Annotated in this window: 19 protein-coding genes, 1 tRNA gene and 5 pseudogenes; 10 read left to right on the top strand and 15 right to left on the bottom strand. The window is 73.4% G+C overall.

Annotated elements, in window-relative coordinates:
* The first annotated feature begins 26 nt into the window (after nt 1–26).
* Nucleotides 27–320: a hypothetical protein gene (locus tag ACZ4XX_RS08065; protein ID WP_468507089.1), complete on the top strand. Its 294-nt coding sequence runs from the start codon at nt 27–29 to the stop codon at nt 318–320.
* 50 nt (nt 321–370) lie between these two features.
* Here the strand turns inward: ACZ4XX_RS08065 and ACZ4XX_RS08060 are convergent.
* The 3 genes and pseudogenes from ACZ4XX_RS08060 to ACZ4XX_RS08050 all read right to left on the bottom strand — a co-directional run bounded on the left by ACZ4XX_RS08060 (nt 371) and on the right by ACZ4XX_RS08050 (nt 2200).
* Nucleotides 371–1076, bottom strand: a pseudogene (locus ACZ4XX_RS08060) (response regulator).
* Complete coding sequence (locus ACZ4XX_RS08055; protein ID WP_468507088.1) at nt 1073–1264, bottom strand: ATP-binding protein; 192 nt, start codon at nt 1262–1264, stop codon at nt 1073–1075. Before ACZ4XX_RS08055 ends, ACZ4XX_RS08060 begins: the two are co-directional and overlap by 4 nt.
* A gap of 111 nt (nt 1265–1375) precedes the next feature.
* Entirely contained in the window at nt 1376–2200 is an 825-nt protein-coding gene (locus ACZ4XX_RS08050; protein WP_468507087.1) for a class I SAM-dependent methyltransferase, read from the bottom strand.
* A gap of 523 nt (nt 2201–2723) precedes the next feature.
* Here ACZ4XX_RS08050 and ACZ4XX_RS08045 point away from each other — a divergent pair.
* Nucleotides 2724–3938, top strand: coding sequence for a glycoside hydrolase family 64 protein (locus ACZ4XX_RS08045; protein ID WP_468507086.1), 1215 nt, complete (start codon nt 2724–2726; stop codon nt 3936–3938).
* 203 nt (nt 3939–4141) lie between these two features.
* Here the strand turns inward: ACZ4XX_RS08045 and ACZ4XX_RS08040 are convergent, their stop codons facing one another.
* Nucleotides 4142–4888 (bottom strand): SDR family oxidoreductase, encoded by a 747-nt coding sequence (locus ACZ4XX_RS08040; RefSeq protein ID WP_468507085.1) that lies wholly within the window; start codon nt 4886–4888, stop codon nt 4142–4144.
* Nucleotides 4889–4998: 110 nt separating this feature from the next.
* Between ACZ4XX_RS08040 and ACZ4XX_RS08035 the strand changes: the two are divergent.
* The 3 genes and pseudogenes from ACZ4XX_RS08035 to ACZ4XX_RS08025 all read left to right on the top strand — a co-directional run.
* Nucleotides 4999–5469: pseudogene (locus ACZ4XX_RS08035) on the top strand (RrF2 family transcriptional regulator); the annotation flags it as partial.
* 476 nt (nt 5470–5945) lie between these two features.
* Nucleotides 5946–7181: a serine hydrolase domain-containing protein gene (locus tag ACZ4XX_RS08030; RefSeq protein WP_468507084.1), complete on the top strand. Its 1236-nt coding sequence runs from the start codon at nt 5946–5948 to the stop codon at nt 7179–7181.
* A 418-nt stretch (nt 7182–7599) separates the two neighbouring features.
* Nucleotides 7600–10941: a S8 family peptidase gene (locus tag ACZ4XX_RS08025; protein WP_468507083.1), complete on the top strand. Its 3342-nt coding sequence runs from the start codon at nt 7600–7602 to the stop codon at nt 10939–10941.
* A gap of 68 nt (nt 10942–11009) precedes the next feature.
* On the opposite strand, the pseudogene ACZ4XX_RS08020 reads toward ACZ4XX_RS08025, so the two are convergent.
* Nucleotides 11010–11339: pseudogene (locus tag ACZ4XX_RS08020) on the bottom strand (hypothetical protein); the annotation flags it as partial.
* Between the two features lie 518 nt (nt 11340–11857).
* On the opposite strand from ACZ4XX_RS08020, the gene ACZ4XX_RS08015 reads away from it, so the two are divergent.
* Nucleotides 11858–12574 carry a peptidoglycan-binding domain-containing protein gene (locus tag ACZ4XX_RS08015; protein WP_468507082.1) on the top strand — a complete coding sequence of 239 codons (717 nt, stop codon included), beginning with the start codon at nt 11858–11860 and terminating at the stop codon, nt 12572–12574.
* Nucleotides 12575–12790: 216 nt separating this feature from the next.
* Here ACZ4XX_RS08015 and ACZ4XX_RS08010 read toward each other — a convergent pair.
* The 7 genes from ACZ4XX_RS08010 to ACZ4XX_RS07980 form a co-directional block, all read right to left on the bottom strand.
* A tRNA-Pro gene (locus tag ACZ4XX_RS08010) sits at nt 12791–12864 on the bottom strand.
* 202 nt (nt 12865–13066) lie between these two features.
* The gene (locus tag ACZ4XX_RS08005; RefSeq protein WP_468507081.1) at nt 13067–13639 is read right to left on the bottom strand and encodes a GAF domain-containing protein; all 573 of its coding nucleotides are present in this window, start codon (nt 13637–13639) and stop codon (nt 13067–13069) included.
* Nucleotides 13636–14259 (bottom strand): GTP-binding protein, encoded by a 624-nt coding sequence (locus tag ACZ4XX_RS08000; RefSeq protein ID WP_468507080.1) that lies wholly within the window; start codon nt 14257–14259, stop codon nt 13636–13638. The genes ACZ4XX_RS08005 and ACZ4XX_RS08000 overlap by 4 nt, the downstream gene beginning before the upstream one ends.
* Complete coding sequence (locus ACZ4XX_RS07995) at nt 14237–14608, bottom strand: DUF742 domain-containing protein (protein ID WP_468507079.1); 372 nt, start codon at nt 14606–14608, stop codon at nt 14237–14239. Before ACZ4XX_RS07995 ends, ACZ4XX_RS08000 begins: the two co-directional genes overlap by 23 nt.
* The gene (locus ACZ4XX_RS07990; protein WP_468507078.1) at nt 14605–15045 is read right to left on the bottom strand and encodes a roadblock/LC7 domain-containing protein; all 441 of its coding nucleotides are present in this window, start codon (nt 15043–15045) and stop codon (nt 14605–14607) included. Before ACZ4XX_RS07990 ends, ACZ4XX_RS07995 begins: the two co-directional genes overlap by 4 nt.
* Nucleotides 15046–15050: 5 nt before the next feature.
* Complete coding sequence (locus tag ACZ4XX_RS07985; protein ID WP_468507077.1) at nt 15051–16883, bottom strand: sensor histidine kinase; 1833 nt, start codon at nt 16881–16883, stop codon at nt 15051–15053.
* Nucleotides 16884–17273: 390 nt separating this feature from the next.
* Nucleotides 17274–18581, bottom strand: a complete 1308-nt coding sequence (locus ACZ4XX_RS07980; protein ID WP_468507076.1) for an MBL fold metallo-hydrolase — start codon at nt 18579–18581, stop codon at nt 17274–17276.
* Between the two features lie 229 nt (nt 18582–18810).
* Here ACZ4XX_RS07980 and ACZ4XX_RS07975 point away from each other — a divergent pair, with 229 nt between their 5' ends.
* Both ACZ4XX_RS07975 and ACZ4XX_RS07970 read left to right on the top strand, forming a co-directional pair.
* On the top strand, nt 18811–20010 hold the full coding sequence (locus ACZ4XX_RS07975) for a glutamate dehydrogenase (RefSeq protein ID WP_468507075.1): 1200 nt from the start codon (nt 18811–18813) through the stop codon (nt 20008–20010).
* A gap of 39 nt (nt 20011–20049) precedes the next feature.
* Nucleotides 20050–20637: pseudogene (locus ACZ4XX_RS07970) on the top strand (TetR/AcrR family transcriptional regulator); the annotation flags it as partial.
* 254 nt (nt 20638–20891) lie between these two features.
* On the opposite strand, the gene ACZ4XX_RS07965 reads toward ACZ4XX_RS07970, so the two are convergent.
* From ACZ4XX_RS07965 to ACZ4XX_RS07955, 3 genes are all read right to left on the bottom strand, one after another.
* Nucleotides 20892–21659, bottom strand: coding sequence for an SIMPL domain-containing protein (locus tag ACZ4XX_RS07965; protein ID WP_468507074.1), 768 nt, complete (start codon nt 21657–21659; stop codon nt 20892–20894).
* A gap of 173 nt (nt 21660–21832) precedes the next feature.
* Nucleotides 21833–22924, bottom strand: a complete 1092-nt coding sequence (locus ACZ4XX_RS07960; RefSeq protein WP_468507073.1) for a DUF6745 domain-containing protein — start codon at nt 22922–22924, stop codon at nt 21833–21835.
* 25 nt (nt 22925–22949) lie between these two features.
* Nucleotides 22950–23276, bottom strand: coding sequence for a hypothetical protein (locus ACZ4XX_RS07955; RefSeq protein ID WP_467714574.1), 327 nt, complete (start codon nt 23274–23276; stop codon nt 22950–22952).
* 342 nt (nt 23277–23618) lie between these two features.
* Here ACZ4XX_RS07955 and ACZ4XX_RS07950 point away from each other — a divergent pair, with 342 nt between their 5' ends.
* On the top strand, nt 23619–24584 hold the full coding sequence (locus ACZ4XX_RS07950; RefSeq protein ID WP_468507072.1) for an STM4015 family protein: 966 nt from the start codon (nt 23619–23621) through the stop codon (nt 24582–24584).
* Nucleotides 24581–25690 (top strand): annotated as a pseudogene (locus ACZ4XX_RS07945) (STM4014 family protein); the annotation flags it as partial. The gene ACZ4XX_RS07950 and the pseudogene ACZ4XX_RS07945, both read left to right, overlap by 4 nt.
* Nucleotides 25691–25702 lie beyond the last annotated feature (12 nt).

Here is a 25702-nt window from a genome sequence, read left to right as displayed (position 1 = left end):
CGGGAGAGGCAGCGACCATCATGCGCATGCTCCTGAAGGTCGAGATGGACACCCCGGCCTCGAACGAGGCCATCCGAGCAGGCACGCTTCGGAAGATCATGGAGGAGACCCTCCGGGAGCTCCGCCCCGAAGCGGCCTACTTCACCGTCGAGAACGGCTGCCGGACGGGGTACCTCTTCTTCGACATGGCCGATCCGTCGCTGATGCCGAAGATCTCGGAGCCGTTCTTCCTCAAGCTCAACGCCAAGGTGCACTATTCGCCGGTCATGAACCCGGAGGACCTGGCCAAGGGACTGGACGCCATCACCCCCGGCGGGTGAGACCCCGGCCGCCCGCGCGGCGGCCACGGCCCGCTCCAGTGCGGGCGGGATCACCCGTGTCGGGGCTCCCGGGTGTCGACGCGGGTGTGCTCCCGGGCCCAGGCGGCGATGCCGACCCGGTTGCGAGCCCCGATCTTGGGCTGGATCGTGGCGAGGTGGTTCTTCACCGTCCCCGGCGTGATGAACAGGGCCGCCCCGATCTCGGCGTTGGTGGCACCCTCCCCGACGAGCCCGGCGATCTCGCTTTCCGTGCGGTCAGCGCCTCCGTGGCGGCCGGACCATCGCGCCGGCGGCGGCGACGGGCCCTCCCGCACCCGTACGCGCGTCGGCCCGTTCCGGTCGCGGCGAGGAGAGTCGCCTCAGCAGCCGTCCGGTGATCTGCGGGCTGATCAGTGCGTCCCCGGCGACCGCCGCGCGTACGGCCTCCGCGAGCAGCGCCGGGCCCGACCGCTTCAGCAGGAAGCCCGCCGCGCCCTCCCGCAGGGCCGTGTGCACGTACTCGTCGAGGTCGAAGGTGGTGACCACGACGACCCGGGACTCCGCACCGAGCCTCCTGGTCAGCTCCAGACCGTCCAGGCGCGGCATCCGGATGTCCGCGAGGATCACGTCCGGCCGCAGCCGCCCGGCGAGTTCGAGCGCCTCGAGACCGTCCGCGGCGGCCCCGACCACGTCGATGTCCGGCTGGGCGCCGAGGATGATCCCGTACGCGCTGCGGATCGCCTCGTCGTCGTCGGCCAGCAGAACCCTGATGCTCATCGGCCCTCCAGGGGCATCGTCGCGGCGACCCGCCAACCGTCCCGCACCGGTGCTGCGGCGAGCGTTCCGCTCAGCGCCTCCACCCTGGCCGCGAGCCCGGCCAGCCCGCTGCCGCCCCGCCGTGTTCCCGGCCCCTGCCCACCGCCCGCGCCGTCGTCGGACACCGTGACCTCGAGGCGACCGGCCACCCGGCGCACCCGCACGGTGTCGGCGCGGGCGGCGGTGACGTGGCCCTCGCAGGCCGGCCGGCGGCCGACCCTGGTCGATGCGAATCGCCCCGCATCGACCCGTATCGACGCCTACAGGCTCTCCCCCGGCTTCCGGCCCCAGGCCGTGAGCATGCCTGCCGAGAGCGCGGCGCATTCGTCGGATCCCAGGTACCGGAGCGCCTCGTCGACGGCCGCGTCGTCGACCAGACCGGTCGCCAGCATGGGCCCCCTGCTCCGTTCCCACGTGTCCGCCCAGAAGCGGCTGATCGGACTCCCCGCCAGCAGCGGCGGTACGTGGATCTCGGCGGCCACGGGCACGAGGCCCGCACCGCGGAGCAGCAGCGGGTACGACGGAACCCAGGAGACGTCGGTGCCGATGGTCTCCTTCAACGCCTGCCACATCGCCCGCATCACCGTGGTGTACGGAGTGCCGGGAGCCCGGTCGCTCGTCAGGTCCACCGCGTCGCTCAGCACCAGCACACCGCCGGGTTCGACGAGTTCGGCCAGGCGGCTCATCACCCGGTCCCGCTCGGGAAGGTGCATGAGCACGAATCGCGCGTGGACGAGCCGGAATCGCCCGGGGTCGAAGCCGGGGTCGGTGACGTCGGCCTCGATGACGTCGAGGCCGGTCACGGGGCGCTCGACGAGAAAGCGTACGTCGCGGTCCACGGCGAGCACGCCCGTCACTCCGGCCTCGTCGAGCAGCCGACGGGAGACGGTGCCCGTGCCGGCACCCACGTCGAGGCACCGCCATCCCGGACCGACCCCGAGCGCACGGAATCGCGCCATGGTGATGTCGTCGTAGGCGAGCGCGCCGAAGTCGATGCGCTCGCCCTCGCCCGCCCGTTCGGGAGGGAACACGGCCTCGCCGTAACGGCCTTCACCCGGCGCGTCCCCGCGCGGGACGGCGGTCACGCCGCCACCGGGGCGACGGGGTGGGCGTCGGCCTCGACGCGCTCCGGCGCCTGGCCGGCGAGGCACGGGAACAGCGGGTCCTCGAACAGTGTCATGACCGGATCTCTCCAGGTGGCGGGGCGGTTCCGGGCGGCCGGGCAGCGTCGCCGACGCCCTGGACACCGACACCGCGGCCCACCTCCCGTCGATCCTCCACGGACCACCGCGCAAGCGGCCGAGGCGCGCCGTACCTGCGCCGATCGGGCGGCCTCGCGCCCCGCGGCGAGCCCGTCCCGGTCGGCCGAGGCGCGCCGTACCTGCGCCGATCGGGCGGCCTCGCGCCCCGCGGCGAGCCCGTCCCGGCCCTCCTCCGAACCCACCCCCCGTCCCACCCCCGACCCGCATCACCCCACCCCCAGGCATTGACAGGTCCATCTCACCCTCACCATTCTTGAGAGCGCTCTCAATCCCTTCAGGACCCCAAGTCCCCCCAACCGCCCACGGATTCCCCCCACACGGAGTCCCCACCTCCGAGGAGCCCCACGTGTCCGCACACCGCAGGCGCAGGCACGGCCGCGCCGCACTCGTGACCCTGGCCGCCGCCGCGTCGATCGGCACCGTCGTCACCGTCGCCGGCCCGTCCGACACCGTCGAGGCCGCCGTTCCCGCGACCATTCCGCTCACCTTCACGAACAACTCGGGTCGCGGCGAACAGGTCTACGTCTACAACCTCGGCACCGAGCTCTCGACGGGCCGACAGGGCTGGGCCGACGCGAACGGCACGTTCCACCCCTGGCCGGCCGGGGGCTCCGTCCCCGTTCCCGCACCGGACGCCGCCATCACCGGTCCCGCCAACGGCGGGTCGATGACGATCCGGCTGCCGAAGTTCTCCGGCCGGATCTACTTCAGCTACGGACAGAAGCTGGTGTTCAAGGTGGCGACGGGCGGCCTCGTGCAGCCCGCGGTCCAGAACCCGAGCGACCCCAACAGGAACATCCTCTTCAACTGGTCCGAATACACGCTCAACGACGCGGGCATCTGGATCAACAGCACCCAGGTCGACATGGTCTCCGCGCCCTACGCCGTCGGCGTGAAGCGCCCCGACGGCACCGTCGCGAACACGGGCCGCCTCAAGCCCGGCGGCTACCGCGGCTTCTACGACGCCCTGCGTGGCCAGCCCGGCGGCTGGGCCAACCTCATCCAGACCCGCGCCGACGGCACCGTGCTCCGTGCCCTCGCCCCGGGTCACGGCATCGAGGCCGGGGCACTGCCCTCGGGGGTGATGAACGACTACATCAACCGCGTCTGGACCAAGTACGCCTCGTCGACCCTGACCGTGACGCCGTTCGCGAACCAGCCCTCCGTGAAGTACTTCGGCCGGGTCTCCGGAAACGTCATGAACTTCACCAACACGTCCGGGGCCGTCGTCACCTCGTTCCAGAAGCCCGACTCCGACAGCGTCTTCGGCTGCTACAAGCACCTCGACGCCCCCAACGACCAGGTGCGCGGGCCCATCTCCCGTACGCTCTGCGCGGGTTACAACCGCTCCACCCTGCTGACGAACCCGAACCAGCCGGACACGTCGTCGGCCGGCTTCTACAAGGACGCGGTGACCAACCACTACTCCCGGAAGATCCACGCCCAGATGGCCGACGGCAAGGCGTACGGCTTCGCCTTCGACGACGTCGGCGCGCACGAATCCCTGGTGCACGACGGGAACCCGCAGCAGGCGTACGTCACGCTCGACCCGTTCAACTAGGGCAGCGTCCGGGCCGACCACCGGCCCACCGAACCGAGGCCCCTCCCGAACCGGGTCCTCACGGAACCGAGGACCCTTCGGGCCGAGGACCTCCCGAGCCCAGGGCCTCCAGGCCGAGGCCCCTCCGAGCCGTCGGCCCGTCGACTCCACCGGCGGGTCGACGGGGCCGGCCCCTCCCCCGCCGTCCCCGACCCCTCGTGCGATCAGCCGGCGAGGGAGGCGCTCAGCCAGTCGCGATAGCGGGTGGGGGCCAGGCGCGCGCCGGGCCCGGGGGTGAGGACGTCGCCGCGGACGGCGGCGAACATGCCGGCCCCGCCGTCGACGACGACCGGGCGGTCGTCACCGCGGGCGGCCAGGGTGATCCGGCCGATCTCGTCCAGCGCGAGGGCGTCGGGTCCGGCGACGTCGAGCGTGCCGTTCAGCGGTTCCCCGACGGCGACGTCGGCGAGGGCGGCGGCCACGTCCGCGGACGCGATCGGCTGCAGCGGCGTGGCGGGGAGCCGGACTTCGCCGTCGGTCGCCGTCCAGGACATCACGGCGTCCATGAACTCGAAGAACTGGGTGGCGCGGACGATCGAGTACGGGGTGGGGCCGTCGCGCAGCAGGTCCTCCTGGAGCACCTTGGCCCGGTAGTAGTCCAGGTCGGGTACCTGGTCCACGCCGACGATCGAGAGCGCGACCTGGTGGCGTACGCCCGCGCGCTCACCCGCGTCGAGCAGGTTGCCCACGGTGGTGCGGAAGAAGTCGAGCGACCGGTCGTCGAAGGTCGGGGAGTTGCTGACGTTGATGACCGTGTGGGCGCCTGCGAGCGCCTCGTCCAGGCCTGCACCGGTGAGCAGGTCGACCCCCGAGGACAGGGAGGCCGCGACCACGTCGTGGCCGGCGTTCTGGAGCATGGCGACGACCTGGGAGCCGATGAGGCCGGTGCCGCCGATGACGGTGATCTTCATGGTGTGCCTTCCTTCGTGGGCCCGGCGGGGCCCCTGGAGCGCAAACTCGGATACCCGATGTCCGAGATGATACTCGGATAGTATGTGTCCGAGTCAAACGGGGAGGCGACATGAAACTGTCCGGTGGTGTGGAGTGGGCGCTCCACTGCTGTGTGGTGCTCACGGCCGCGAGCCGCCCGGTGCCGGCGGCCCGGCTCGCACAGCTGCACGACGTCTCGCCGAGCTACCTGGCCAAGCAGATGCAGGCACTGTCGCGGGCCGGTCTGGTGCGCTCCGTCCAGGGGAAGACCGGCGGATACGTGCTGACCAGAGAGGCCGCCGAGATCACCCTGCTCGATGTCGTACAGGCGGTCGACGGGCCCGATCCGGCGTTCGTCTGCACCGAGATCCGGCAGCGCGGACCGCTGGCGACCCCACCGGAGAAGTGCACGAAGGCCTGCCCGATCGCCCGCGCGATGGGGGCCGCGGAAGCCGCGTGGAGGGCCTCGCTCGCGGGCACCACGATCGCCGATCTCGTCACCACGGTGGAGGGCGAGAGCGGGCCGGAGGCGCTCCCGGGCATCGGCACCTGGCTGACGTCCGGAACGGACGCGGCCACGGGCGCGGGCGCGGGCGGAACTGCGGGCACGGATACGGATACGGGCACGGGCACGGGCACGGGCACGGGCACGGGCACGGATACGGATACGGATACGGTCACGGGCACGGGCACGGATACGACCACGAGCGTGGACGGACCGACGGGCGCCGAAGCCTCCCGGAGCTGAGGCGGGCCGACGGGCGCGGGACGACCACCGGCGCGGCCGGTCCGACGGGCACCGACACCTGCCGGAGCCGAGGCGGGCCGACGGACGCGGGCACGACCACCGGCGCGGCCGGACCGACGGGCACCGACACCTGCCGGATCCGAGGCGAAGCCCACGCGCCCACCGTCCTCCGGGCAGGCCCGCGAGCGCGGTCCTGACGGGTCCGCGAGCGCGGTCCTGACGGGTGACATGCGTGCGGGGCGGCGGCGGCTCCACCACCGGGCGGGTACGCCACGGCCGATACTCCCGCCATGAGATCAGCCCGTTCCCCCTTCCGGTCCCGCGTCGCCGCGGTCACCGCGGTCACCGCACTCCTCGCGCTCGGCTCCCCGGTCGCGGCCGTGGGCGGCCCCACCGGCGGCGAGGGCCACGACCGCCGTCCCTGCGTCGCCTCCCGGCTTCCCGACCGCGGCCCGGCACGCGAGGTCCTCGGGATCGCCGAGCGGGCCAAGGCGGAGATGGACCTCAGGTCCGTGATCGTGCGGGTCACGGCCGGCGACCGCGAGGTCGTCACCGCCGCGCTCGGCGAGTCGATGACGGGCGTGCCGGCCACCCCCGCCGTGCACTTCCGGAACGGCAACATCGCGATCAGTTACCTGGGCACCGCGCTGCTGCGCCTGGTCGACCAGGGCAAGGTCCGACTCGACGACCCCGTGGCTCGCTGGCTGCCCGACCTCGAGGACGGCGACCGGATCACCCTGCGGATGCTGGCCGCCTCCACCACGGGGCTCGTCGACTACGTCACCGCCGCCGGGTTCGGCGAGAGCGTCTACGCGAACCCGTTCCGCCAGTGGACGGCCAGGGAACTGGTCGCCATCTCGACGAGCCGTCCACGCTGGTACGAGCCGGGCACCAACTGGAGTTACTCGCACGCGAACTTCGTCCTCCTCGGCGCCGCCCTGGAGAAGATCACCGGGACCCGCCTCGACGTCCTGCTCCGGCACGAGGTCCTGCGCCCGCTCGGACTGCGCGAGACCCGGAACAGCTTCACGCCCGACATCCCCGAGCCCGTCCTGCACGCCTTCACCGCCGATCGGGGGACGTACGAGGAGTCCACCTTCTGGAACCCCTCCTGGACCACGGCCCCCGGCGCGGTGCAGACCACCGACATCTGCGACCTGGCCCGCTCGGCCGCCGGCATCGGCTCGGGCGAGCTGGTGTCCCCTGCCTCGTACCGGGAACTCCTGAACCCGGGAACGGTCGGCCTCGGTCACGCGACCAAGACGTGCCCCGCGACGGTCTGCCTGCCGAACACCGAGGTCACCCACTACGGCATGGGCGTGCTGATCCTGGGCGAATGGATCGCCCAACACCCGCTGTTCTTCGGCTACTCCGCCTCCCAGGCCTACCTCCCGTCGAAGCGCCTGGCCATCGCCGTCTCGACCACGGACGGCCCCACCGCCGAGGCCGGACACAGCGCCCACACCATCGCCCAGCGCATCGCCGCGGCCCTCGCCCCGGACCACCCCGTCCCCGACTTCGGCTGACCCGGGCCTCGCCGCGGCGGCGCCCCACCCCGGGCGTCGCGCGTCGTCGGCCGGCTTCCCGCGCCCTGGAGGAAGGCCCTTCCCCAGGGCACGGATACGGCCAAGAGGAGGGACGCGCTCCGGCCGTGAACGCGGCGCCGCCCGGAAGGTCGGCGGGTACTGCGATGCGGAGGGTTCGGGGCGGCCGGTGTCGCACAAGGATCGCCCGGTCGTCACAGTGCCGTCACGGAGCCGTCGTGGCCCCATCGAACTCGGGGCCTTCGCGATGGCCGGAAACCACGCAGCTCAATCCCCCACGCCCGCCCCGTTGTTGATCAGCTCACATACTGCGCTGACCGGTGGCGGGCGTCCTTGCGTCCCGGCCGGAACCGACCACTCGACCTCATCCCAAGCTCCTGGGGGAGACTTGCGCGCACATGTGAAGAGAGCAAGCGCCTTCACCATCGCAGCGGCCACATCCGTGGCCCTGGTAGCAGGCACGACCGGCCCCGCGACGGCCACGTCCGACACCCCGCGCCCCGGCGGCGCCCAGCGGATCACCCTCGTCACCGGCGACCGCGTGGTGGTGAACACCAAGGGCCGGATGGTGGGCTTCGAGGCCGCCCGAGGCCGTGAGCACATACCCGTCCAGGTGCAGCGCATCAACGACCGCACGCTGGTCGTGCCCAGCGACGCGCAGCGCCTGATAGCCGCCGGCAGACTGGACGAGCGGCTCTTCGACCTCGACGTGCTCACCGACGCGCGACTGCGCGAGAGCCATCGGGACGGGCTCAAACTGATCGTGCAGTACGAGGGGGGTGCCGGTGCCGCACGGGCCGAGGTGCGCGCGGCGGGCGACACCCGACTGCGGCGGACGTTCCCGACCCTCGACGCCGACGCCATCCGTACCTCCCCGGACGACGTCGCGCAGGTATGGGACGCGCTGACCGACCGGCGCAGCAGCGGCCTGCGGGCCACCGCCTCCGGCATCGGCAAGGTGTGGCTGGACGGGGTGCGGGCCGCGAGCCTGGACCGCAGTGTCCGGCAGATCGGCGCCGACAAGGCGTGGGAGTCCGGGTACGACGGTACGGGCGTCACGATCGCCGTCCTCGACACCGGCGTCGACAAGACCCATGAAGACCTCCGCTCCCAGGTCGTCGGCGAGAAGAACTTCTCCGCCGCCGCCGACGCCGTGGACCGCGTCGGACACGGCACCCACGTCGCCTCGATCGCCGCGGGTACGGGCGCCAGGTCCGGCGGCCGGTTCAAGGGCGTCGCCCCCGGCGCCAAGCTGATCAGCGGCAAGGTCCTCGACGACAACGGCTTCGGTGACGACTCCGCCGTCCTCGCCGGCATGGAGTGGGCCGCCGCCGAAGGCGCGGACGTGATCAACCTCAGCCTCGGCGGCCCCGACAGCCCCGGCGTCGACCCGCTGGAGGAGGCGGTCGACCGGCTGTCCGCCGAGAAGGGCATCCTGTTCGCGATCGCCGCGGGCAACGAGGGCGAGGGCGGCGCCTCGACGCTGGGTTCGCCCGGCAGCGCGGACGCCGCGCTCACGGTCGGCGCCGTCGACAGGGACGACCGCCTCGCGCCCTTCTCCAGCACCGGCCCGCGCGTCGGCGACGGCGCCGTCAAGCCGGACCTGACCGCACCCGGCGTGGCCATCGCCGCGGCCGCCGCGGCCGGCAGCGAGATCGACACGCGTCCCGGCACCCCGCACCCCGCTCCGGGGTATCTGCAGATCGACGGCACCTCCATGGCCACCCCGCATGTCGCGGGCGCGGCCGCGATCCTGAAGCAGCGTCATCCGGACTGGAAGTCCACGGAGCTCAAGGGCGCTCTGACCGCGTCCGCCAAGGGCGGCGACCACACCGCCTTCCAGCAGGGCTCCGGTCGTGTCCAGGTCGACAAGGCACTGGCCCAGAGCGTCATCGCCGACCCGGTCTCGCTGAACTTCGGTACGGCGCTGTGGCCGCACGCCGACGACCGGCCCGTCACCCGGAAGGTCGCCTACCGCAACCTCGGGACCGCCGACGTGACCCTCGACCTGTCGGTGGCCACGCTCGACCCGCAGGGCAAGCCGGCCCCGGCCGGATTCTTCACGCTCGGAGCGGGCAAGGTGACCGTGCCCGCCGGCGGCCGGGCCGAGGTCGACCTGACCGCCGACACCCGGATCGGTGCCGCCGACGGCAGCTACTCGGGCTATGTCACCGCCACCACCGCGGGCCAGTCCGTGCGTACGGCCGCGGTGGCCGTACGCGAGGCGGAGTCGTACGACGTCACGCTCCGTACCGTCGGCCGCGACGGCGCCGACGCCCAGAACTACAGCAGCACGCTGATCGGCGTCTCGGGTGCGGCAGCCGGCCTCATCACCCGTATCGACAACGAGCCGGGCAGCCACACCATCCGGGTCCCCAAGGGCTCGTACACCTTCAGCACGGCGGTCTACCAGGATCCGTCGGACTACACCAAGGGCACCGACTGGATCGCCCAGCCCATGCTCAAGGTCTCCGGCGACACGACCGTCACCTCCGACGCACGCACCGCCAAGCCCGTGGACCTCACCGTGCCCGGCATCGACTCGGTGGACCACGGCGGCACGTACTACGAGCTCGGCGGCACCGACATCGGCCGTGTCGGCAGCGGCTGGGCCCTCGGGAGCTTCGCCGGTTTCCGTACCGCCCACATGGGTCCGGCCGTCACCGACGGCTCGCTGCTGCAGACCTGGGACGCCCACTTCCTCAAGGACGCCACCAGCCAGTACTCGGTGGCCTTCGGCGGGAAGACGGACAAGGTCTCGACCGGCTACACCAAGCACGTGAAGGCGAACGAGCTGGCCACCCTGAAGGTCGGCCTCGGCGCCTCCGTCCCCGGGAGGTCGGCCTTCGTCTCCCCCTTCGCCCGCATCCCGGGCGCGCCGGAGGGCAACGGCTTCTACGACCCGCAGCCGGCGCCGGGCACCCGCACCTTCTACGTCTCCACCGCCGACAACGTCGAGTGGCTCACCAGGTTCGACCAGGTGGGCGAGCCCGACCAGTGGGGCTACCCGGCCGTCGAGGGCAGCTGGGAGATGGTCCGGCCGAAGCGTTACGCGGCAGGCCGCACGTACCGGGAGACGTTCGGCACGGGCGTCTTCGGCCCGCTCCTCGGCGGGACCGCGGGCGTGTTCCGCACCGCGCCCGACCCGGCGACGGGCGAGCAGCACATCGTCGGCGCGCTGCCGCTGTTCGCCGACGGCAAGGGTCACACGGGCTACTCCCCGTCCGTCTCGGCCACGTCGACGCTGTACCGCGACGGTGTCGAGGTCGGCGAGAACGACGACCCGCTGACGGGATGGAAGCCCTTCACGGTCGACGGATCCGACGCCGAGTACCGGCTGGTGACCTCCGTCGAGCGCTCGGCGCAGCTCGCCGCCACCTCGACACGGGTCGAGACCGCCTTCACGTTCCGTTCGAAGCAGGTCACAGCCACCACCGCACTGCCGGTGTCCACGGTCCGCTTCGCGGCCCCCGTCGATCTCACCTCGCGGGCCCCGGAGCACGCTCAGGTCGTCGTCCCGGTGACCATACAAGGCTCCGCGGCCGGTAGGAATCTCAAGTCGCTCCAGATTTCAGTGAGTTACGACGACGGGAAGACCTGGCAGCGCGTTCCGGTCCGGAACGGCGCGATCTCCGTGAAGAGCCCGGCGAAGGACGGCGGGATCTCGCTCTCCGCCGTGGTCGAGGACAAGCAGGGCAACACCTCGACGCTGACCCTCCACAACGCGTGGCTCGGCAAGTGACGCCGCCGCGTTAGCCGTTCGACCACGCACGCCCCGCACGGCGTCACCACCCCGGGTGGTGGCGCCGTGCGGTCCCGCTCCCGGGGGGCTTCGCCCGTCACCCGCTCCCCGTCGCGTACTGGTGCGGTGGTGAGGTCGACGGGTACGCGGTCGCCGGCCTCGGACCACAGGACCTGGCCGCGCACACGGTGCTTCCGGCCGGACCTCAGGGTGTCGGCGAGCGGGGACTCCTCCGTCCTCCAGGCCGACGCCGGTCACCTCCACCGGGAACTCGCCGCCGTCCGCGCGCCGGGCGATCATCCGCACGGCTCGGTACGGCCCCGCTCGTCCGCCCGATCCGGGCGGCGCGCCGAACCCGGGATCAGCCGCGCGCCGGACGCCGGCAGCAGATCCAGCAGCGTGCGCCCGACGAGCGCGGTGTCGGGGGTCTCGCCCCGTGAAGTCGCATGGACGGAGACCGATCTGGTGGCACGTCAGACCTACCCCGATGTGCGGGAGGTGATGTGCGTCACTTATTAAGAGTTGTTTAAGAATCAACGTCGCGAGTGCCCGATTTTGCGTCACTCGTCCGCAGTTGACGCTTGTCTTGACCGACGGTCAAAGTCTCCTCGACTCCTTCCGACCTTCACGGCTTCACCACATATGGAGCATCCGCATGCGCAACAGGACTGCCCTGACCACAGCAGTCGCACCCAGCGCCGCCCCCGCACCGGAGCCATGTCCCGCACCTGGCGACGACATCTTCGGGAAGGTCGCGGGCCCCGCCGGCGACGGTCCGGGGGCTCGCGTGCAGGACGTCGAGCTGTTCGACGCCACGCCGGGCCCACCGACGGTCGCCACGGCAGGTGGCTCTCGCGCGCGCCACCGGGCGGGGAAACCCCGGCACATGAGGAGGGCCCCGCGGGTGCGGAGGACCATGGCGGGCCCCAAGCGCGAGAGCCGGGGCGGCATGTCGCTGCCGCTCCTGATCACAGGTGCGCTCGCGGCGGGGATCGGACTGTCGGTGGGGCTGACCTCGGCCATGGAACGGGAGCCCGCGGACAAGCTGACCCTCACGATGCCCGATCTCCCGCCGCCCCAGGAGACCACGGACGCCGAACCGCCCTCCCCCACCCGGGCGTCGGGGCCGAGGACACCTCCGCCGACCGCGACGCCGGCCACCACGCCCCCGGCCACGCGCACCGGTACGGCGACTCCCCCGGCCGCCGGCACGGCCGGCGCGCAGCCGACGGCCTCCACCCACCCGGCGGTCTCGACGGCGCCGCCCGCCGCGCCGCGGACATCCCCACCGCCCACGCGCCCCGCCACCCACCGCCCCGATCCGACCCGCACCTCCCCGCCGTCCGAGCGCCCGGACCGGCAGGTCCTCCGCCTCGGAAGCACCGGACCCGAGGTCGAGGACCTGCAGCGTCGGCTCCATCGGCTCTACCTGTACGTCGGATCGACCGACGGCGTGTTCGGCCCCCTCCTGGAGGTGGCCCTGAGCCGTTTCCAGAGACTCCACGCCATCCCGGAGGAGCGAGGCGTCTACGGTCCCCTGACCCGCGCCGCCCTTCGGGCCGAGACCGGTCGCGGCGATCGTCCGGGGCGCGGCGACCGCGGCGGATGGGACGACCTGGGCGACATCGGATGAGGGGTGCGACGTCGAAGGGAGCCGGGTGCCGGGAGCCACGGAAGCACGCGGTCCGGGCCCGGGAGCGTCCTGGCCGTCGCCCGACCGCAGGGGCCGGTCATCGCGCTCGACCGCTGTCACGGTCAAGGCGAGTTGGTCGCCCACGGGTCGCGAAAACGATCGAGGGGCCGTTTCAGATTGCTCTGAAACGGCCCCTCGATCGACGACTTCGAAAAGTCGGGACGACAGGATTTGAACCTGCGACCCCTTGACCCCCAGTCAAGTGCGCTACCAAGCTGCGCCACGTCCCGCTGCCCGTCTGACCTGGGGTTTCCCCCGGCTGGACGCGCATGAGAACAATACCGCACTTTCCCCGGTGGTCACGAACCCTTTCCCCGCGCCCGGAGGCGGTGCACGCGAGAGACGGAACACTCACGCTCCGTGACGCGCACCGCCTCACCGCCCCGGTCGTCGCCGTACCGGGCTCCCCGCATGGCGTCCCGGGCAGGACGGTCAGTACATGCCGCCCTCTCGACGGTTGATCTGCTCCATCAGCTCGGCCGCCATCGCCTTGATCGTCTCGAGCCCGGCGCGCCCCCACGGCCGGACGTCGGTGTCGACCACGCAGATGGTGCCGAGGGCGACTCCCGTGCGGTCCATCAGCGGCGCCCCCATGTAGGAGCGGATGCCGATCTCGTCCACGACCGGGTTCCCCGCGAAGCGCGGGTAGTCGCAGACGTCCTCCAGGACGAGCGCCTTCCGGCGCACCACGACGTGCGGGCAGTAGCCGTGGTCGCGGGCCATGAAGCGGCCGACGCCGCCGGCGCCCGCGCCGGCCGCGCCCGGGTCGCTGCCCGTGTGTGCGCCCTCGGGGGTGTGCAGCCCGGCGAAGAACTGCCGGTTCTCGTCGATGAAGTTGACCATCGAGAACGGGACTCCGGTCACCTCCGCGAGCCGGTGGGCGAACGCGTCGAACGCCGGCTCCGGCCCCTCCCCGAGGCCGAGTTCGCGCAGCCGCCGCACACGGGCCGGCGCGTCCTTGTCGACGGGGGTCAGCAGGAGATGACCGGTGGGGTCGTACGTCACGACGGGGCTCCGTAGCTCGGCACGGCGGCCGGGATGGTGGTGAGCAGGTGCTGGACGAGGGTCAGCAGGGTGCGGATGCCCGAGCTGGAGAGCCGGGCGTCGCAGAGGACGACCGGCACCTCCGGGCTGAGGTCGAGCGCGGCCCGTACCTCGTCCGGCTCGTAGCGGAAGGCTCCGTCGAACTCGTTGACCGCCACGACGAACCGGATGCCCCGCCGTTCGAAGAAGTCCACGGCGGAGAAGCACTCCTGGAGCCGACGGGTGTCGGCCAGGACGACCGCCCCGAGAGCACCCTCGCAGAGCTCGTCCCACAGGAACCAGAAACGTTCCTGGCCCGGTGTGCCGAAGAGGTAGAGGACGTGGCGGTCGTCGAGGGTGATGCGGCCGAAGTCCAGGGCCACGGTGGTCGTGGTCTTGGACTCCACGCCCTCCAGACTGTCGGTGGCGGCGCTGACCGAGGTCAGCAGTTCTTCGGTGCTCAGCGGCTCGATCTCGCTGACCGCGCCCACGAGCGTCGTCTTGCCCACGCCGAAGCCGCCCGCCACCAGGATCTTGAGCGCGGTGGGGAACGGGGCGGTCGCGCGACTGTCGTGACGCTCAGAGCCGTTGTCGTAGGCCATCGAGCACTGCCTCCAGCAAGGAACGGTCGGTCGGGATGGCGTGGAACCCGGGAGCGCGTGCGGTGAGCGCCCCGCAGTCCACGAGGTCGGAGAGCAGGACCTTGGTGACCACGGCGGGCAGCCGCAGGTGCGCCGCGATCTCGGCCACCGAGGTGGGCCCGTCGCACAGCCCGAGGGCCAGGCTGTGCTCGGGCCCCAGGTGGGCCTGGGGGGACGATCCGGTCGCCATCACCATGGACAGCAGATCCAGTGCGGTGGTCGGTCTGGTCCGGCCACCGCTGACGGCGTACGGACGGATCAGCCGGCCGGCCGCTTCGTCGAGCCAGGGCCCCTCCTGGGAGGGCGTCACGTTCGCGGGCCGATGCCGCCCACCGCTCCGGCTGCCTGCCTGGCGGGGGTGACCAGGTACGGCCGGACGCTCTTCACGAGCATCGCCATCTCGTACCCCAGGACCGCGGCGTCCGCCTCGCGTCCGGCCAGCACCGCCAGGCAGGTGCCCGAGCCCGCCGTGGACACGAACAGGAGGGTGGAGTCGAGCTCCACGACCACCTGGCGCACCTCTCCGCCGTCGCCGAACCGGACGCCGGCGCTGCGGCCGAGGGAGTACAGGCCGGAGGCGAGGGCCGCCATGTGGTCGGCGGCGTCGGGGTCGAGGCCGTGGACGGATTTCACGAGGCCGTCGGAGGAGAGCAGAACGGCGCTGCGGGTGTACGGGACCCGTTGGACCAGTCCGGTCAGCAGCCAGTCGAGGTCCGAGGAATGGCCGGTCGGCACATTGCTCGCCATGGTGTCTACTCCTTGTGCGCGTCGCCTGGACGCGGCGTTTCGTGGGGGGCGGGCTGGGACTCGGCGAGACCGATGCCGCGCTGGAACGCGGCCATCAGGCCGGGGTCGTGCAGGGCGTGCTCCTCGGGCCTGCGGGCCACCGGTTCGTCGCGCAGCTGCGGGACGAGGTGCTCCTGGGCGCGCCGCTTGGGGAGCGTGGGCCGGCCGTCGGTCTCGGGTGCCGGGGGGAGCGGTGAGAGGAGGGAGGCCGGCGGGCCCGGGCGTTCCTCTCCGGCCGACTGCGCCGGTGTCGCGGAGGGCCGGCCGGAGTCCGCGTAGCCGTGGTGCCATTCGGTGGTACGGGGGTGGGTGAGCGGGTCGTGGGCGGGGCCCGTCATCGGCGTCCCCGGGGCAGCCGGGGCCGACGCCGGGGCGGTGGTGGCCCCTGGCGGCGCCGGGGCGGTGACCGGGGGCGGGGGCGACGGCTGCGACGGCATCAGCGACTGTGCCGTCGGCTGGGGCTGGGGCTGCGTCGGCACCTGGTTCGGCAGGGCCGCGGGGGATCCGGCGGTCCCGGCGGCGGTCCGGGGCTCGTGCTGGGCGAGACCCACGGGGTCGGTTCCGAGGAGGCTCTCCGGGAGCACGAGGACGGCCTGGACGCCGCCGTAGATGTTGGACTGGAGTCGTACGGCGATGCCGTGGCGGCGGGCGAGGGCCGAGACGACGAAGAGCCCGATGCGGCCGTCCTGGAGCAGATGCGCGACGTTGACCTGGTCGGGGTCGGAGAGCAGGGCGTTCATCTTGTCCTGCTCGGCGACGGGCATGCCGAGGCCGCGGTCCTCGACCTCGATCGCGAGGCCGGCCGTGACGTACTGCGCGCGGAGCAGCACCGTGGTGTGCGGCGCGGAGAACAGCGTGGCGTTCTCGACGAGTTCGGCGAGGAGGTGGATGACGTCGGCCACGGCATGGCCCCGGAGCGCGCCGTCGATCGGAGGGACGAGCTTGACCCGCGGGTACTGCTCGACCTCGGCGATGGAGGAGCGCAGCACCTCGGTGACGGTGACCGGGTTGGACCACTGGCGGCGGGAGACGGCGCCGCCGAGCACGGCGAGGTTCTCGGCGTGGCGGCGGATGCGGGTGGCCAGGTGGTCGACGTGGAACAGGCCCTTGAGCAGCTCCGGGTCCTCGACCTCGTTCTCCAGCTCGTCGAGGAGCTGGATCTCGCGGTGGACCAGGGACTGCAGGCGCCGGGCGAGGTTGACGAAGACCTCGACCTTCTGTTCGTCGCCGACGCTGCTGGAGAGCCTGGACGCCTGTACGACCGCTGCCACCGCGGTCTCGTGAGAGCGCGTCAGCTCCTGGGAGAGCAGGTCGAACTCGTCGCCCGACGCGGTGCGGGTCGGCGGCTCGGGGCGGGGCGGAAGCCCTTCTCCCTTACGCAGCTGTTCGATGATCGAATGGAGTTCGCTCCGGCCGCGGGCGCTGGTGCGGCGCAGGGCGTTGCAGCGGTCGAGGACCGTCCTGGCGGCCCGGTCCGCGCCGAGCGCGGCGGCCGTCACGGCGGCCACCGTGATCGCGGCGGCGCCGGTGAGCGCGGCCCAGAGGCCGGGCGTCGGGGTGGCGCCGGTGGAGCGGAGGGTGAAGAGCACGGCCGCGGCCCCGCCCAGCGCCACCGCGACGGCGGGAAGCACGGAGGTTCGGAGGAGTTGGGGGCGTAAACGGGCTTCCACGGCGTGCGGCGCGGGGGGCTGTGTCGGGGGGTTGCCACCGGTACCGGGGGCGGGGCGGGCGCCTGACCGGCCGTGCCGGCCGCCTTCGCGTCGATCGGACCGCGAGGCGGGTGCGCGAACTTGAGACATGGGTGTCCTTGGTGCGTACGTGCCCAGGAATCTGTGTACTGCGGGTGAAATGCGAGGGGGGACGGCGGGGGGACTGCGAGGAGTGGTTCAGGGGGATGTGCGCCGTATGCGCGAAGAGCCTACCGATGATCACCAGCCACACACTGTAGTCGTCAACCGTTCATGTGCGATGCACAGTTGGCAAACTTGCCCGTGGACCGGCCCGCTCTGGTAACGCCTCCGGCCTGACGGGCCGAGATGCTTCGGCCGAAACTCGACATCGCGGCACGGAGGAGCGCCGGGCACCGGGAACGACAGAGGGCGGAGGCGCTCCCACGCCTCCGCCCTCTGCGGAAATCCTCCCCGACCGGAGCCCCGTCGGGGTCGCGGACCGCCCGGTCCCTCGCGGCCTCAGGGGGTCCGTGCCGCCTCCGGCGCACCCCGGCCGGTGTCCGTGCCGGGCCCGTCGGAGGTCCGTCCTACGTCCGCGCCGGTGTTCGCATCCGTGTTTGCATCCGCGTTCGCGTCCGCCCTCCCGTGGGACACGCCGACGGGCGGACCGTCACCGTCGGTGAGTTCCGGCGCCGCCCATCCGCCGGAGGGGACGCGGGCGACCGGACGCCACCAGGGACTGTCGGGCACCTGCTCGGCGCCCGGCTCGAAGGGCTCGCCCGGGATGGGCAGTGCGATCCGCTGGGCGGCTCCGGCAGCGGCCTCGACGGTGCCCTCCCCCGGTTCGGCCCACGGGTGCGGGGCGAGGTTGAAGGTGCCCCAGTGGATCGGCAGCATCACCCCGGCGGGCTCGCCGCCCTGGAGGTCCAGATGCGCCCGCATGCCCTCGGCGGGGGTCATGTGGATGTCGGTCCAGAACTCCGAGTAGGCACCGATCTGGATCATGGTGGCGTCGAAGGGGCCGTGGGCCGCGCCGATGTCCTTGAATCCGGAGAAGTACCCGGTGTCCCCGCTGTGGAAGATCCGGTGGGAGGGGCCCGTCACGACCCAGGAGGCCCAGAGCGTCACCTGCCGGTTGCGCAGTCCGCGGCCGCAGAAGTGCCGCGCCGGGGTGGCCGTGAGCCGCAGCTCACCGATCTCGGTGGACTCGTCCCAGTCCAGCTCGCGGAGCCGGGAGGCGGGCACCCCCCAGCGCTCCAGGTGGGCGCCGACGCCCAGCGGCACCGCGAAGACGGTGTCGGTGGTGGCGAGTGCCTTGATCGTCGGCAGGTCGAGGTGGTCGTAGTGGTCGTGCGAGATCACGACGACGTCGACCGGACCGAGGGCGGCGAGCGGCGCGGGCACCGGGTGGAGCCGCTTGGGGCCGGCGAAGGGGAAGGGAGAGCAGCGCTCTCCCCAGACCGGGTCGAAGAGCACCCGGTGCCCGTCGATCTCGGCCAGGACTCCGGAGTGCCCCATCCAGGTCAGGCGCAGCCCGGTGGCCGGGGGCCTGGCCAGGTCGGCGACCGTGGTGGGATGGACCGGGATCGTGCCGGTGGGGGCGCGGCGCGAACGGCCTTCCTTGTCGAAGTACATCTTGGCGAACTCGACACTTGAGCCCGAGGGGCCGCGTCGGGCGGGTTCGGGGTTCTGGAAGATCCCGTCCGCGAAATTCGGCGAGCGGTGGATACGGGCGAGGCGCTCACCCGTGGGGTCCGCGCCGAAGGACTCGGGGCGCAGCGCGCGCAGCCGGGCCCGCGGCGAACGGTCGGAGCCGGTACCGGTCACAGGACCTCCTGATCTCTGGGGGTCGTTCCATTATGGGCGGCCCTCGCCGCGAACGGCCGGGGCCGTCAGCCATACTGAACCGCCATTCAGTATGCGGAACCGGTCCCACCGGCCTCCCGCCCCGCCCGTACGAGCGCGCCCGCACGCACGAGCTCGCCCGCCTGCCCGTACGAACTCGCCGCCCGCACCAGCCGGCCCGCATGGGCCCCGCCTCCCGAGGAGACGACCGATGAGTTCCGCCCCGCTGCTTTCCGTCGGCTGGACCGACCACGTGACCGGACGCCGGGGTCATCTGGTGATCGACCGGCTCGTACGCGGGGTGGCCAGCGGCGGCCTGCGGATGCGGGAGGGCTGCACGGTCGAGGAGGTCACCGGGCTCGCCCGCGGGATGACCATGAAGGAGGCCCTGCACTACGACCCGAAGGCCCGGTACGTGCCGCTGGGCGGCGCCAAGGGCGGCATCGACTGCGACCCCCGCTCCCCCGAGGCCTACGGCGTCCTCGTGCGCTATCTGCGGGCGATGCGGCCGTACGTCGAGCGGTTCTGGACCACCGGGGAGGACCTGGGGCTCACCCAGGACCTGGTGGACCGCGCCGTGGCCGAGGCGGGCCTGGTCTCCTCCGTGCAGGCCGTGTACCCGCTCCTGGACGACGAGGCGGCGGCCCGCGAGCGGCTCGCCGAGGCCTTCGCGATCGAGGTCGACGGCATCGGCCTCGACGAGCTGGTCGGCGGACTGGGGGTCGCCGAGTCGGTCCTCACCGCCCTCGACCGGGCCGACCGGGGATACGCCGGGACCCGGGTGTCGGTGCAGGGGCTCGGCACGATGGGCGGGGCGACCGCCCGGTTCCTGGCACGCGCCGGGCTTCGGGTGGTGGCCGTGGCCGACGTCCGGGGCACGATCGTGAACCCGGACGGCCTCGACGTCGAGGCGCTGCTCGCCGCCCGGGACGCCCACGGCGCCGTCGACCGCTCCGCCCTGCGGCCCGGCGACCGTGAGGAGCCGGGGGACGCCTGGCTCGCGGCCGAGGCGGAGGTGCTGGTCCCGGCGGCCGTCTCGTACGCGATCGACGCCGGGAACCAGGGACGGATCACGGCCCGCTGGATCGCCGAGGCGGCGAACATGCCGGTCCTGCCCGAGGCCGAGGAGGCCCTCGCCGCGCGCGGGGTCACGGTCCTGCCCGACGTGGTCGTGAACTCGTGCACGAACGCCTGGTGGTGGTGGACGCTCTTCGGCGACATCGAGGCCGACGCCGACCAGGCCTTCGCCCGGGTGCGCGGGGCCATGCGGACGCTCGTCGACGGGATGCTCGACCGGGCGGAGGCGGACGGCACGAGCCCGCGCGCCGCGGCGCACGCGCTGGTGGACGAGCGGCTGCCGCAGATCACCGAACGCTACGGCTGGTACGGAGACCCCGACCCGAGCCGCTGACGATCATGCCCGCGTCACGTGCTGTGTAAGGTGCGTGACGTGGCGAGAGTGCGGTTGAGCGTGGCCGAGCGGCGGGAGGAGCTGCTGCGGGCCGCCGTCGAGCAGATCGAGGCGCGCGGGGTCGCGGCCGTCCGGATCGCCGACGTGGCCTCGGTGCTCGGGGTGAGCAACGCCCTGGTGCTCTACCACTTCTCGTCCAAGGAACAACTGGTCGCCGCGGCCTTCGCGCACGCCGCCGAGGCCGACCTCGCCCATCTGCGCCGGCTCCTCGGCCGCCGTTCCAGCGCCGTACGCCGCCTCCGGGCCGCCGTGCGCTGGTACGCCCCGACCGGACAGGCCAAGGGCTGGCGGCTGTGGATCGAGGGCTGGGCGGCCTCCCTGCGCGACCCCGAGCTGCGCCGGGTCTCCGCCTCCCTCGACCAGGAGTGGAAGGCGGCGCTGACCCGGGTGATCGCGGAGGGGGCGGAGGCAGGGGAGTTCCGCTGTGCCGACCCGGCGGCCGCCGCGTGGCGGCTCACCGCCTTCCTCGACGGTCTCGCCGTCCAGACGACGGCCTACGCCGGCTCCCTCTCCCGCACCGCGATGCTGCGCTGGGCCGACGCCGCCCTCGCCCGCGAGCTGAACCTGCCGGACGAGGGCGAGCAGGGGGGCACGGACGAGGGCGAACGCGGGGGCAGGGACGAGGGCGAACGCGGGGGCGAGGGCGGAGGCAGGGAGGAAGGCCCGGGAACGGCCGTCGGCGAGGGCACGGGTACGGGCCGGGACGGCCACGACGCGCCCTCCGGCACCTGACCACCGCCTCCGGCACCGACCACCGCCCCCCGGGCGCCCCACCACCGCTCCGGGCGGCGGCAGGGGGCCTCAGGGCCGCCCGCACCGGGTCACACCAGCTCGAAGACCGCCGAGACCGTGACCTGCTCCTCGATCTCACCGGGGGCCATCGGGACGCTCGCCTCGTCATGGGCGACGCCGGGGACGGCACCGGGACCGGGGCGCGCGGACTCCCCCTCGCTGAGCGAGACGAGCCGGCCGAGCTCGTGGCCGCTGAGCCGGGCGTGCTGCGCCGCCTTGTCGTACGCGTCCCGGTAGGCGGCCTCGCGTGCCCTCACCCGCAGGGCCGACGGATCGGCGACGTCGAAGACCACACCGTTGATCCGGCCGGAGTCCCCGGTGGCGTCGTTCACGGCGCCGATGACCTGGCCGGCCCGGTCGATCTCCCGGACCTTCACGGAGAAGGACTGCCCTGCCTGGTAGCCGGTCACCTTGCTCTCCCCCGCGGCGTTCTGCGTGTAGACCGGGGACAGCGAGAGGCTGTCGGTACGGATGTCCCGCTCGGCGATCCCCTGCTTGTCCAGCACCGCGAGGAGCGTCTCGGCGGCGGTGTTCTGCGCGGCCATCGCCTCCTTCGCCGTCTTACGGGTGGCCTCGACCCCGACGGAGACGATGGCCAGGTCGGGCGCCGCGGACGCGCGGCCGTGGCCGGTGACGGTGACCGTGGCGGGTGCCTCCGCCCGGAGGGCACGCGGGGCCGTCCGCTCGGACGCGACGGCCAGGGCGGGCGCCGCGGTGCCGACGAGCAGCCCGCCGAGCACGGCGGTCGCGGCGAGCAGACGGGCGGTGCGGGCGGCGCTTGGCCGGCGGATCGTCACAGGCGGTCCCTTCGAGGCTGGGTGCCGGGGCTCCGGCGGGCACATCCCAGCACCCGCCACCGCCGCCTCCGGGACGCCACTCCCGACCGCCGGCGCCCTTCACCTCTCCGTACCAGTCACCTCTCCGCACGGCCGGACCGGCGCTGCCGGGTCGCCGCTCCCCGGCCGTGCGCTCAGGTCTGGACGAGCGGCTCGTACGCGTCGGGGTGCAGCCCGAAGGTCCAGGCGACGCCCTCCCGCGCGGTCCGTGTCGTGGGCGGGACCCGGAGCCAGTACGTGCGGTGGCTGCCGTCCGGCTCGGGCGTGGAGTTGACCACCTCGACCATCGCCACGTCCTCGTCGTCGGCCAGCTCGATCCGCCACAGGACGCCGGTCTCGTCGCGGTGCTCGTGCCGTGCGCCCGAGGCGGCGAGGTAGCGGTCGTAGCCGTAGTACTCCAGCATCACGCGCCGCAGTTCGGCGTTCTCCTCCTCCCGTATCCGCTCCGGGGTGAGACCGGCGAGCCCGGCGAGGAAGTCGGCGGGCACGGTCATCCCCCGCCAGGCGTACAGGGCGAAGCCGTCGGCGAAGGCCAGCGCGGGGCCGTCGCCCCGGTCGAGCCGCCCGGCCTCGTCCCGGTGCAGCTCGACGGGCCGTTCGCAGACCACGGCGACGTTCTCGTACGGCCACCACCAGCCCGCCTGTCCGGCGACGGCGGCGAGGCCCGCGAGGCGGTCCCCGTGACCGTCGAAGGCGGCGAGCCAGGCCGCGCCGTGCTGACCGAGCACCGCGTCGAGCAGGACGAGCCGCACGGCGGCCGCCTCCCTTCCGGAAGACGCCGGACGGGCGGCCCCGCCGTCCCCGGCAGCGGCACCGGCGCCCGGCGCGTCCGGGCCGACGGCGGTCGCGGCCTCCGCCACGCCGGCCCGTATCCGGTCGGCCAGGCTCCGGGTGAGGTCCCAGAGATGGGCCCCGGTCGCCTGCCAGTGGGCAGCCCAGCCGGCGGGTCCGAGGGCGTCGTGGAGCCGGCGCCGCTCCTCGGCCCACGGCCGGGTGCGGACCTCGTCCCGGACCGAACGGCCCTGGTCCCCCAGTCCCCGTACGAGCGCGACGGCCGCGAGCGGCGAGTCCGCCCAGAGCACGCGCGCAGGTTCGGCGAGGCCCGCCGAGCGGTAGGCGAGCCGGACTCCGGCCTCCGCGGCGGCGCGGTCGGCGGGGCCGGTGGCCGCGGCGACGGACCGCCACCTGTCCTGTGCGGTGGTGTGGTTCGTGTCGGCGTGGTTCATGTGGAAGCCCCCAGGTCTCTCTCGGTCAGTCCGCGACGATCCGGTACGCCCCGGGCACGTACTCCCGCTGGCGCACCACCCGGTACCAGCCCTTGGGCAGCGGTATCGGGGCATGCTCCTCGTGCACCACCCGGCCGCCCTCGGGGAGTTCGAGCAGCAGCGGGCCGAAGGGCCCCGGCTCCCGGACGAGTCGGCCGGGCCCGGGGATCGCGTGGGCGTGCCCGGTGACCTCGCCCAGGGCCAGGACCAGCCGGCCCCGCGCGTCCCTCGGCTCTCCCGCGGCAGCCTTCACCCGCTCCGGAACGGCCGTCTCCTCGACGGGCGCGATCAGTACGTCTCCCTGCCGGTACATGGCTCTCCCCTCCCCGTTCGGCGCGGTGGGGCCGAACACGAGAACGACGCTAGAGGCCGGGTCTGACAATCGGGCCCTGGCTCCGACTCGAAGTCCGCGGTCGACCGTGGGAGCCGGACTCGCGCACCGTGGGAGCCGGACTCGCGCACCCTCGGGGCCGCACTGCGGGCGCCGTAAGAGCCGGACTGCGGGCACGGTCGGAGCCGGACTGCGGGCACCGTCGGGGCCCGGCTCCGGCCCGGACTCCGCCGAGGGCCCACCCGGCGGAGGGCGTTGTCGGTGCCGCTTGGTAGAACTCTTGCCATCAGCCGAACCACGCCGTCCGTCGCCGGGAGCGCAGTCATGACCGTTGGCCACTACCTCGAGGAATTCCACGGGCTGCCCGTGTTCCCCTTCCAGGACACGGAATCGGACACGCGGGTCGAACTGCCCGACGCCGCGGCGGTCGCCTGGCGGATCTCGTCCCCGACCTACTGCGAGGACGACGACGAGCAGTGGGGCCCGCAGTTCGAGCGGTTCCTGAAGACGGTCGACGTGGGCCGGGTGCGCGCCCTGGTCGTCGGCGGCTGGGACGAGGCGTACGAGAACTCCTCGGCGGACATCGTCACGGCACTCATCGCCGCCAACAACCGGCTGACCTCTCTGGAGGCGGTCTTCCTGGGCGACATGACGGGCGAGGACTGCGAGATCTCCTGGATCGTCCAGTCCGATGTGACTCCGCTGCTCGCCGCCTACCCGGCCCTGCGGGAGTTCGGTGTGCGTGGCGGCTCGCACCTGGCCTTCCCCTCGATCCGGCACAGCGGTCTGGAGAGCCTGGTCGTGGAGACCGGCGGTCTGGGCGCGGAGGTCGTGCGCGGGATCGTGGGCAGTGACCTGCCCGCCCTGGAGAAGCTGGAACTCTGGCTCGGCACCGACGAGTACGGCGGCGACAGCACGGCGGACGACCTCGCGCCGCTGCTCTCCGGCGCGGCGTTCCCCGCCCTCCGCTCGCTCGGCCTGCGCAACAGCGTGATCCAGGACGCCGTGGCCGCCGCCGTGGCGGGCGCCCCCGTCCTCGCCCGGATCGAGCGGCTCGACCTGTCGATGGGCGTCCTCACGGACGAGGGCGCGGCGGCCCTGCTCGACGGGCAGCCGCTGACCCACCTCGGCCACCTCGACCTCTCCCACCACTACCTGTCGGAGGACATGCGGAAGCGGGTGCTCGCCGCGCTCGCCCCGCACGGCGTGGTCGTCGACCTCGACGACGCGCAGGAGGCGGACGACGAGGGGGACGGCCGGGTCTGGCGGTACGTCGCGGTCGCCGAATGACCGCCCACCCGCGCCTCGTGGTCGTCGGGGATCCGGCGGGCCGCCGCGTCGCGTTCTTCCAGGACGCGCTGCGGTCCGCCGGGCTGCCCGGGGCGCGGGTGGTGTCCTGGCCCGAGGTGCTGCGCGGTGCGGCGCGCTTCGCGGAGGGCGAGACCGTACGCCTGGACTCGCCCGGCGAGGACCCGGAGGCCGACCGGCTGCTCCGGGAGGTCGACGATCCGGCACGGGTCGAGGGCACCGGCCGTTGGTACGCGCGGTTCGTCGCCGCCACCGCGGACCTCGCCCGGTCCGTCGCCGAGGCGGGCGCCGCACTCGTCGACGACCCCGCCGAGCTGACGGAGCTGTTCGACAAGCGGCTGAGCCACGGCCTGCTCCGTGCGGCCGGGGTGCCGGTGCCCGACTCGCCGACGTCCGGTCCCTCCGCCCCGGTCGTCCGCGGCTGGGCCGACGTCAGGGCCCTGACGTCGGAGTCCGGACTGCGCCGGGTCTTCGTGAAGCTCGCGCACGGCTCCTCCGCCTCGGGGGTGCTCGCGGTCGAGACGAACGGCGCGGGCCGGGTCCACGCCACGACCTCGGTGGAGCGCGGGCCCGACGGACGGCTCTTCAACTCCCTGCGGGTGCGGCGCTACACGAGCGAGCGCGAGGTCGGAGCGATCGTGGACGCGCTCGCCCCCGACGGGCTGCACGTCGAGCGCTGGCTGCCCAAGGCCGCCCAGGGCGGCCGGGCGGCCGACCTGCGGGTGGTGGTGATCGACGGGCGGGCCACCCACGCGGTACTGCGCACCAGCCGCTCCCCCATGACCAATCTGCATCTGGGCGGGGCCCGGGGCGATCTGCTCGCGGCCCGGGCCGCGATCGCCGCGGCCGGCGCGCGGTGGACGGACGCGCTCGACGTGTGCGAGCGGGCCGCCGCGGTCTTCCCCGGCACCCGCTGTGTGGGCGTCGACCTGCTGCCCTCGACGGGCTGGCGCCGCTTCGCCGTGGGCGAGGTCAACGCCTTCGGCGATCTGCTGCCGGGCCTCACGGGTCTGCCCGGCAGCGGCGCCGAGGGCCTCGACACGTACGCGGCCCAGGTCGCCGCGCAGTTCCCCCGCACCCACCGGCACCCGCACCCGCAC

It is taken from the genome of Streptomyces sp. NPDC029956, assembly GCF_055574655.1.
Note: the sequence above shows the minus strand (reverse complement) of the source record. Positions and strands in the feature narration are given on the sequence as shown.

What these genes read in the sequence shown, in the direction of transcription:
- ACZ4XX_RS08065 (WP_468507089.1), top strand. Translation starts at nt 27, where the DNA reads ATGCTCCTGAAGGTCGAGATGGACACCCCGGCCTCGAACGAGGCCATC.
- ACZ4XX_RS08040 (WP_468507085.1), bottom strand. Translation starts at nt 4,888, where the DNA reads ATGAAGATCACCGTCATCGGCGGCACCGGCCTCATCGGCTCCCAGGTC.
- ACZ4XX_RS08030 (WP_468507084.1), top strand. Translation starts at nt 5,946, where the DNA reads ATGAGATCAGCCCGTTCCCCCTTCCGGTCCCGCGTCGCCGCGGTCACC.
- ACZ4XX_RS08015 (WP_468507082.1), top strand. Translation starts at nt 11,858, where the DNA reads ATGGCGGGCCCCAAGCGCGAGAGCCGGGGCGGCATGTCGCTGCCGCTC.
- ACZ4XX_RS08000 (WP_468507080.1), bottom strand. Translation starts at nt 14,259, where the DNA reads ATGGCCTACGACAACGGCTCTGAGCGTCACGACAGTCGCGCGACCGCC.
- ACZ4XX_RS07990 (WP_468507078.1), bottom strand. Translation starts at nt 15,045, where the DNA reads ATGGCGAGCAATGTGCCGACCGGCCATTCCTCGGACCTCGACTGGCTG.
- ACZ4XX_RS07985 (WP_468507077.1), bottom strand. Translation starts at nt 16,883, where the DNA reads ATGTCTCAAGTTCGCGCACCCGCCTCGCGGTCCGATCGACGCGAAGGC.
- ACZ4XX_RS07975 (WP_468507075.1), top strand. Translation starts at nt 18,811, where the DNA reads ATGAGTTCCGCCCCGCTGCTTTCCGTCGGCTGGACCGACCACGTGACC.
- ACZ4XX_RS07960 (WP_468507073.1), bottom strand. Translation starts at nt 22,924, where the DNA reads ATGAACCACGCCGACACGAACCACACCACCGCACAGGACAGGTGGCGG.
- ACZ4XX_RS07955 (WP_467714574.1), bottom strand. Translation starts at nt 23,276, where the DNA reads ATGTACCGGCAGGGAGACGTACTGATCGCGCCCGTCGAGGAGACGGCC.
- ACZ4XX_RS07950 (WP_468507072.1), top strand. Translation starts at nt 23,619, where the DNA reads ATGACCGTTGGCCACTACCTCGAGGAATTCCACGGGCTGCCCGTGTTC.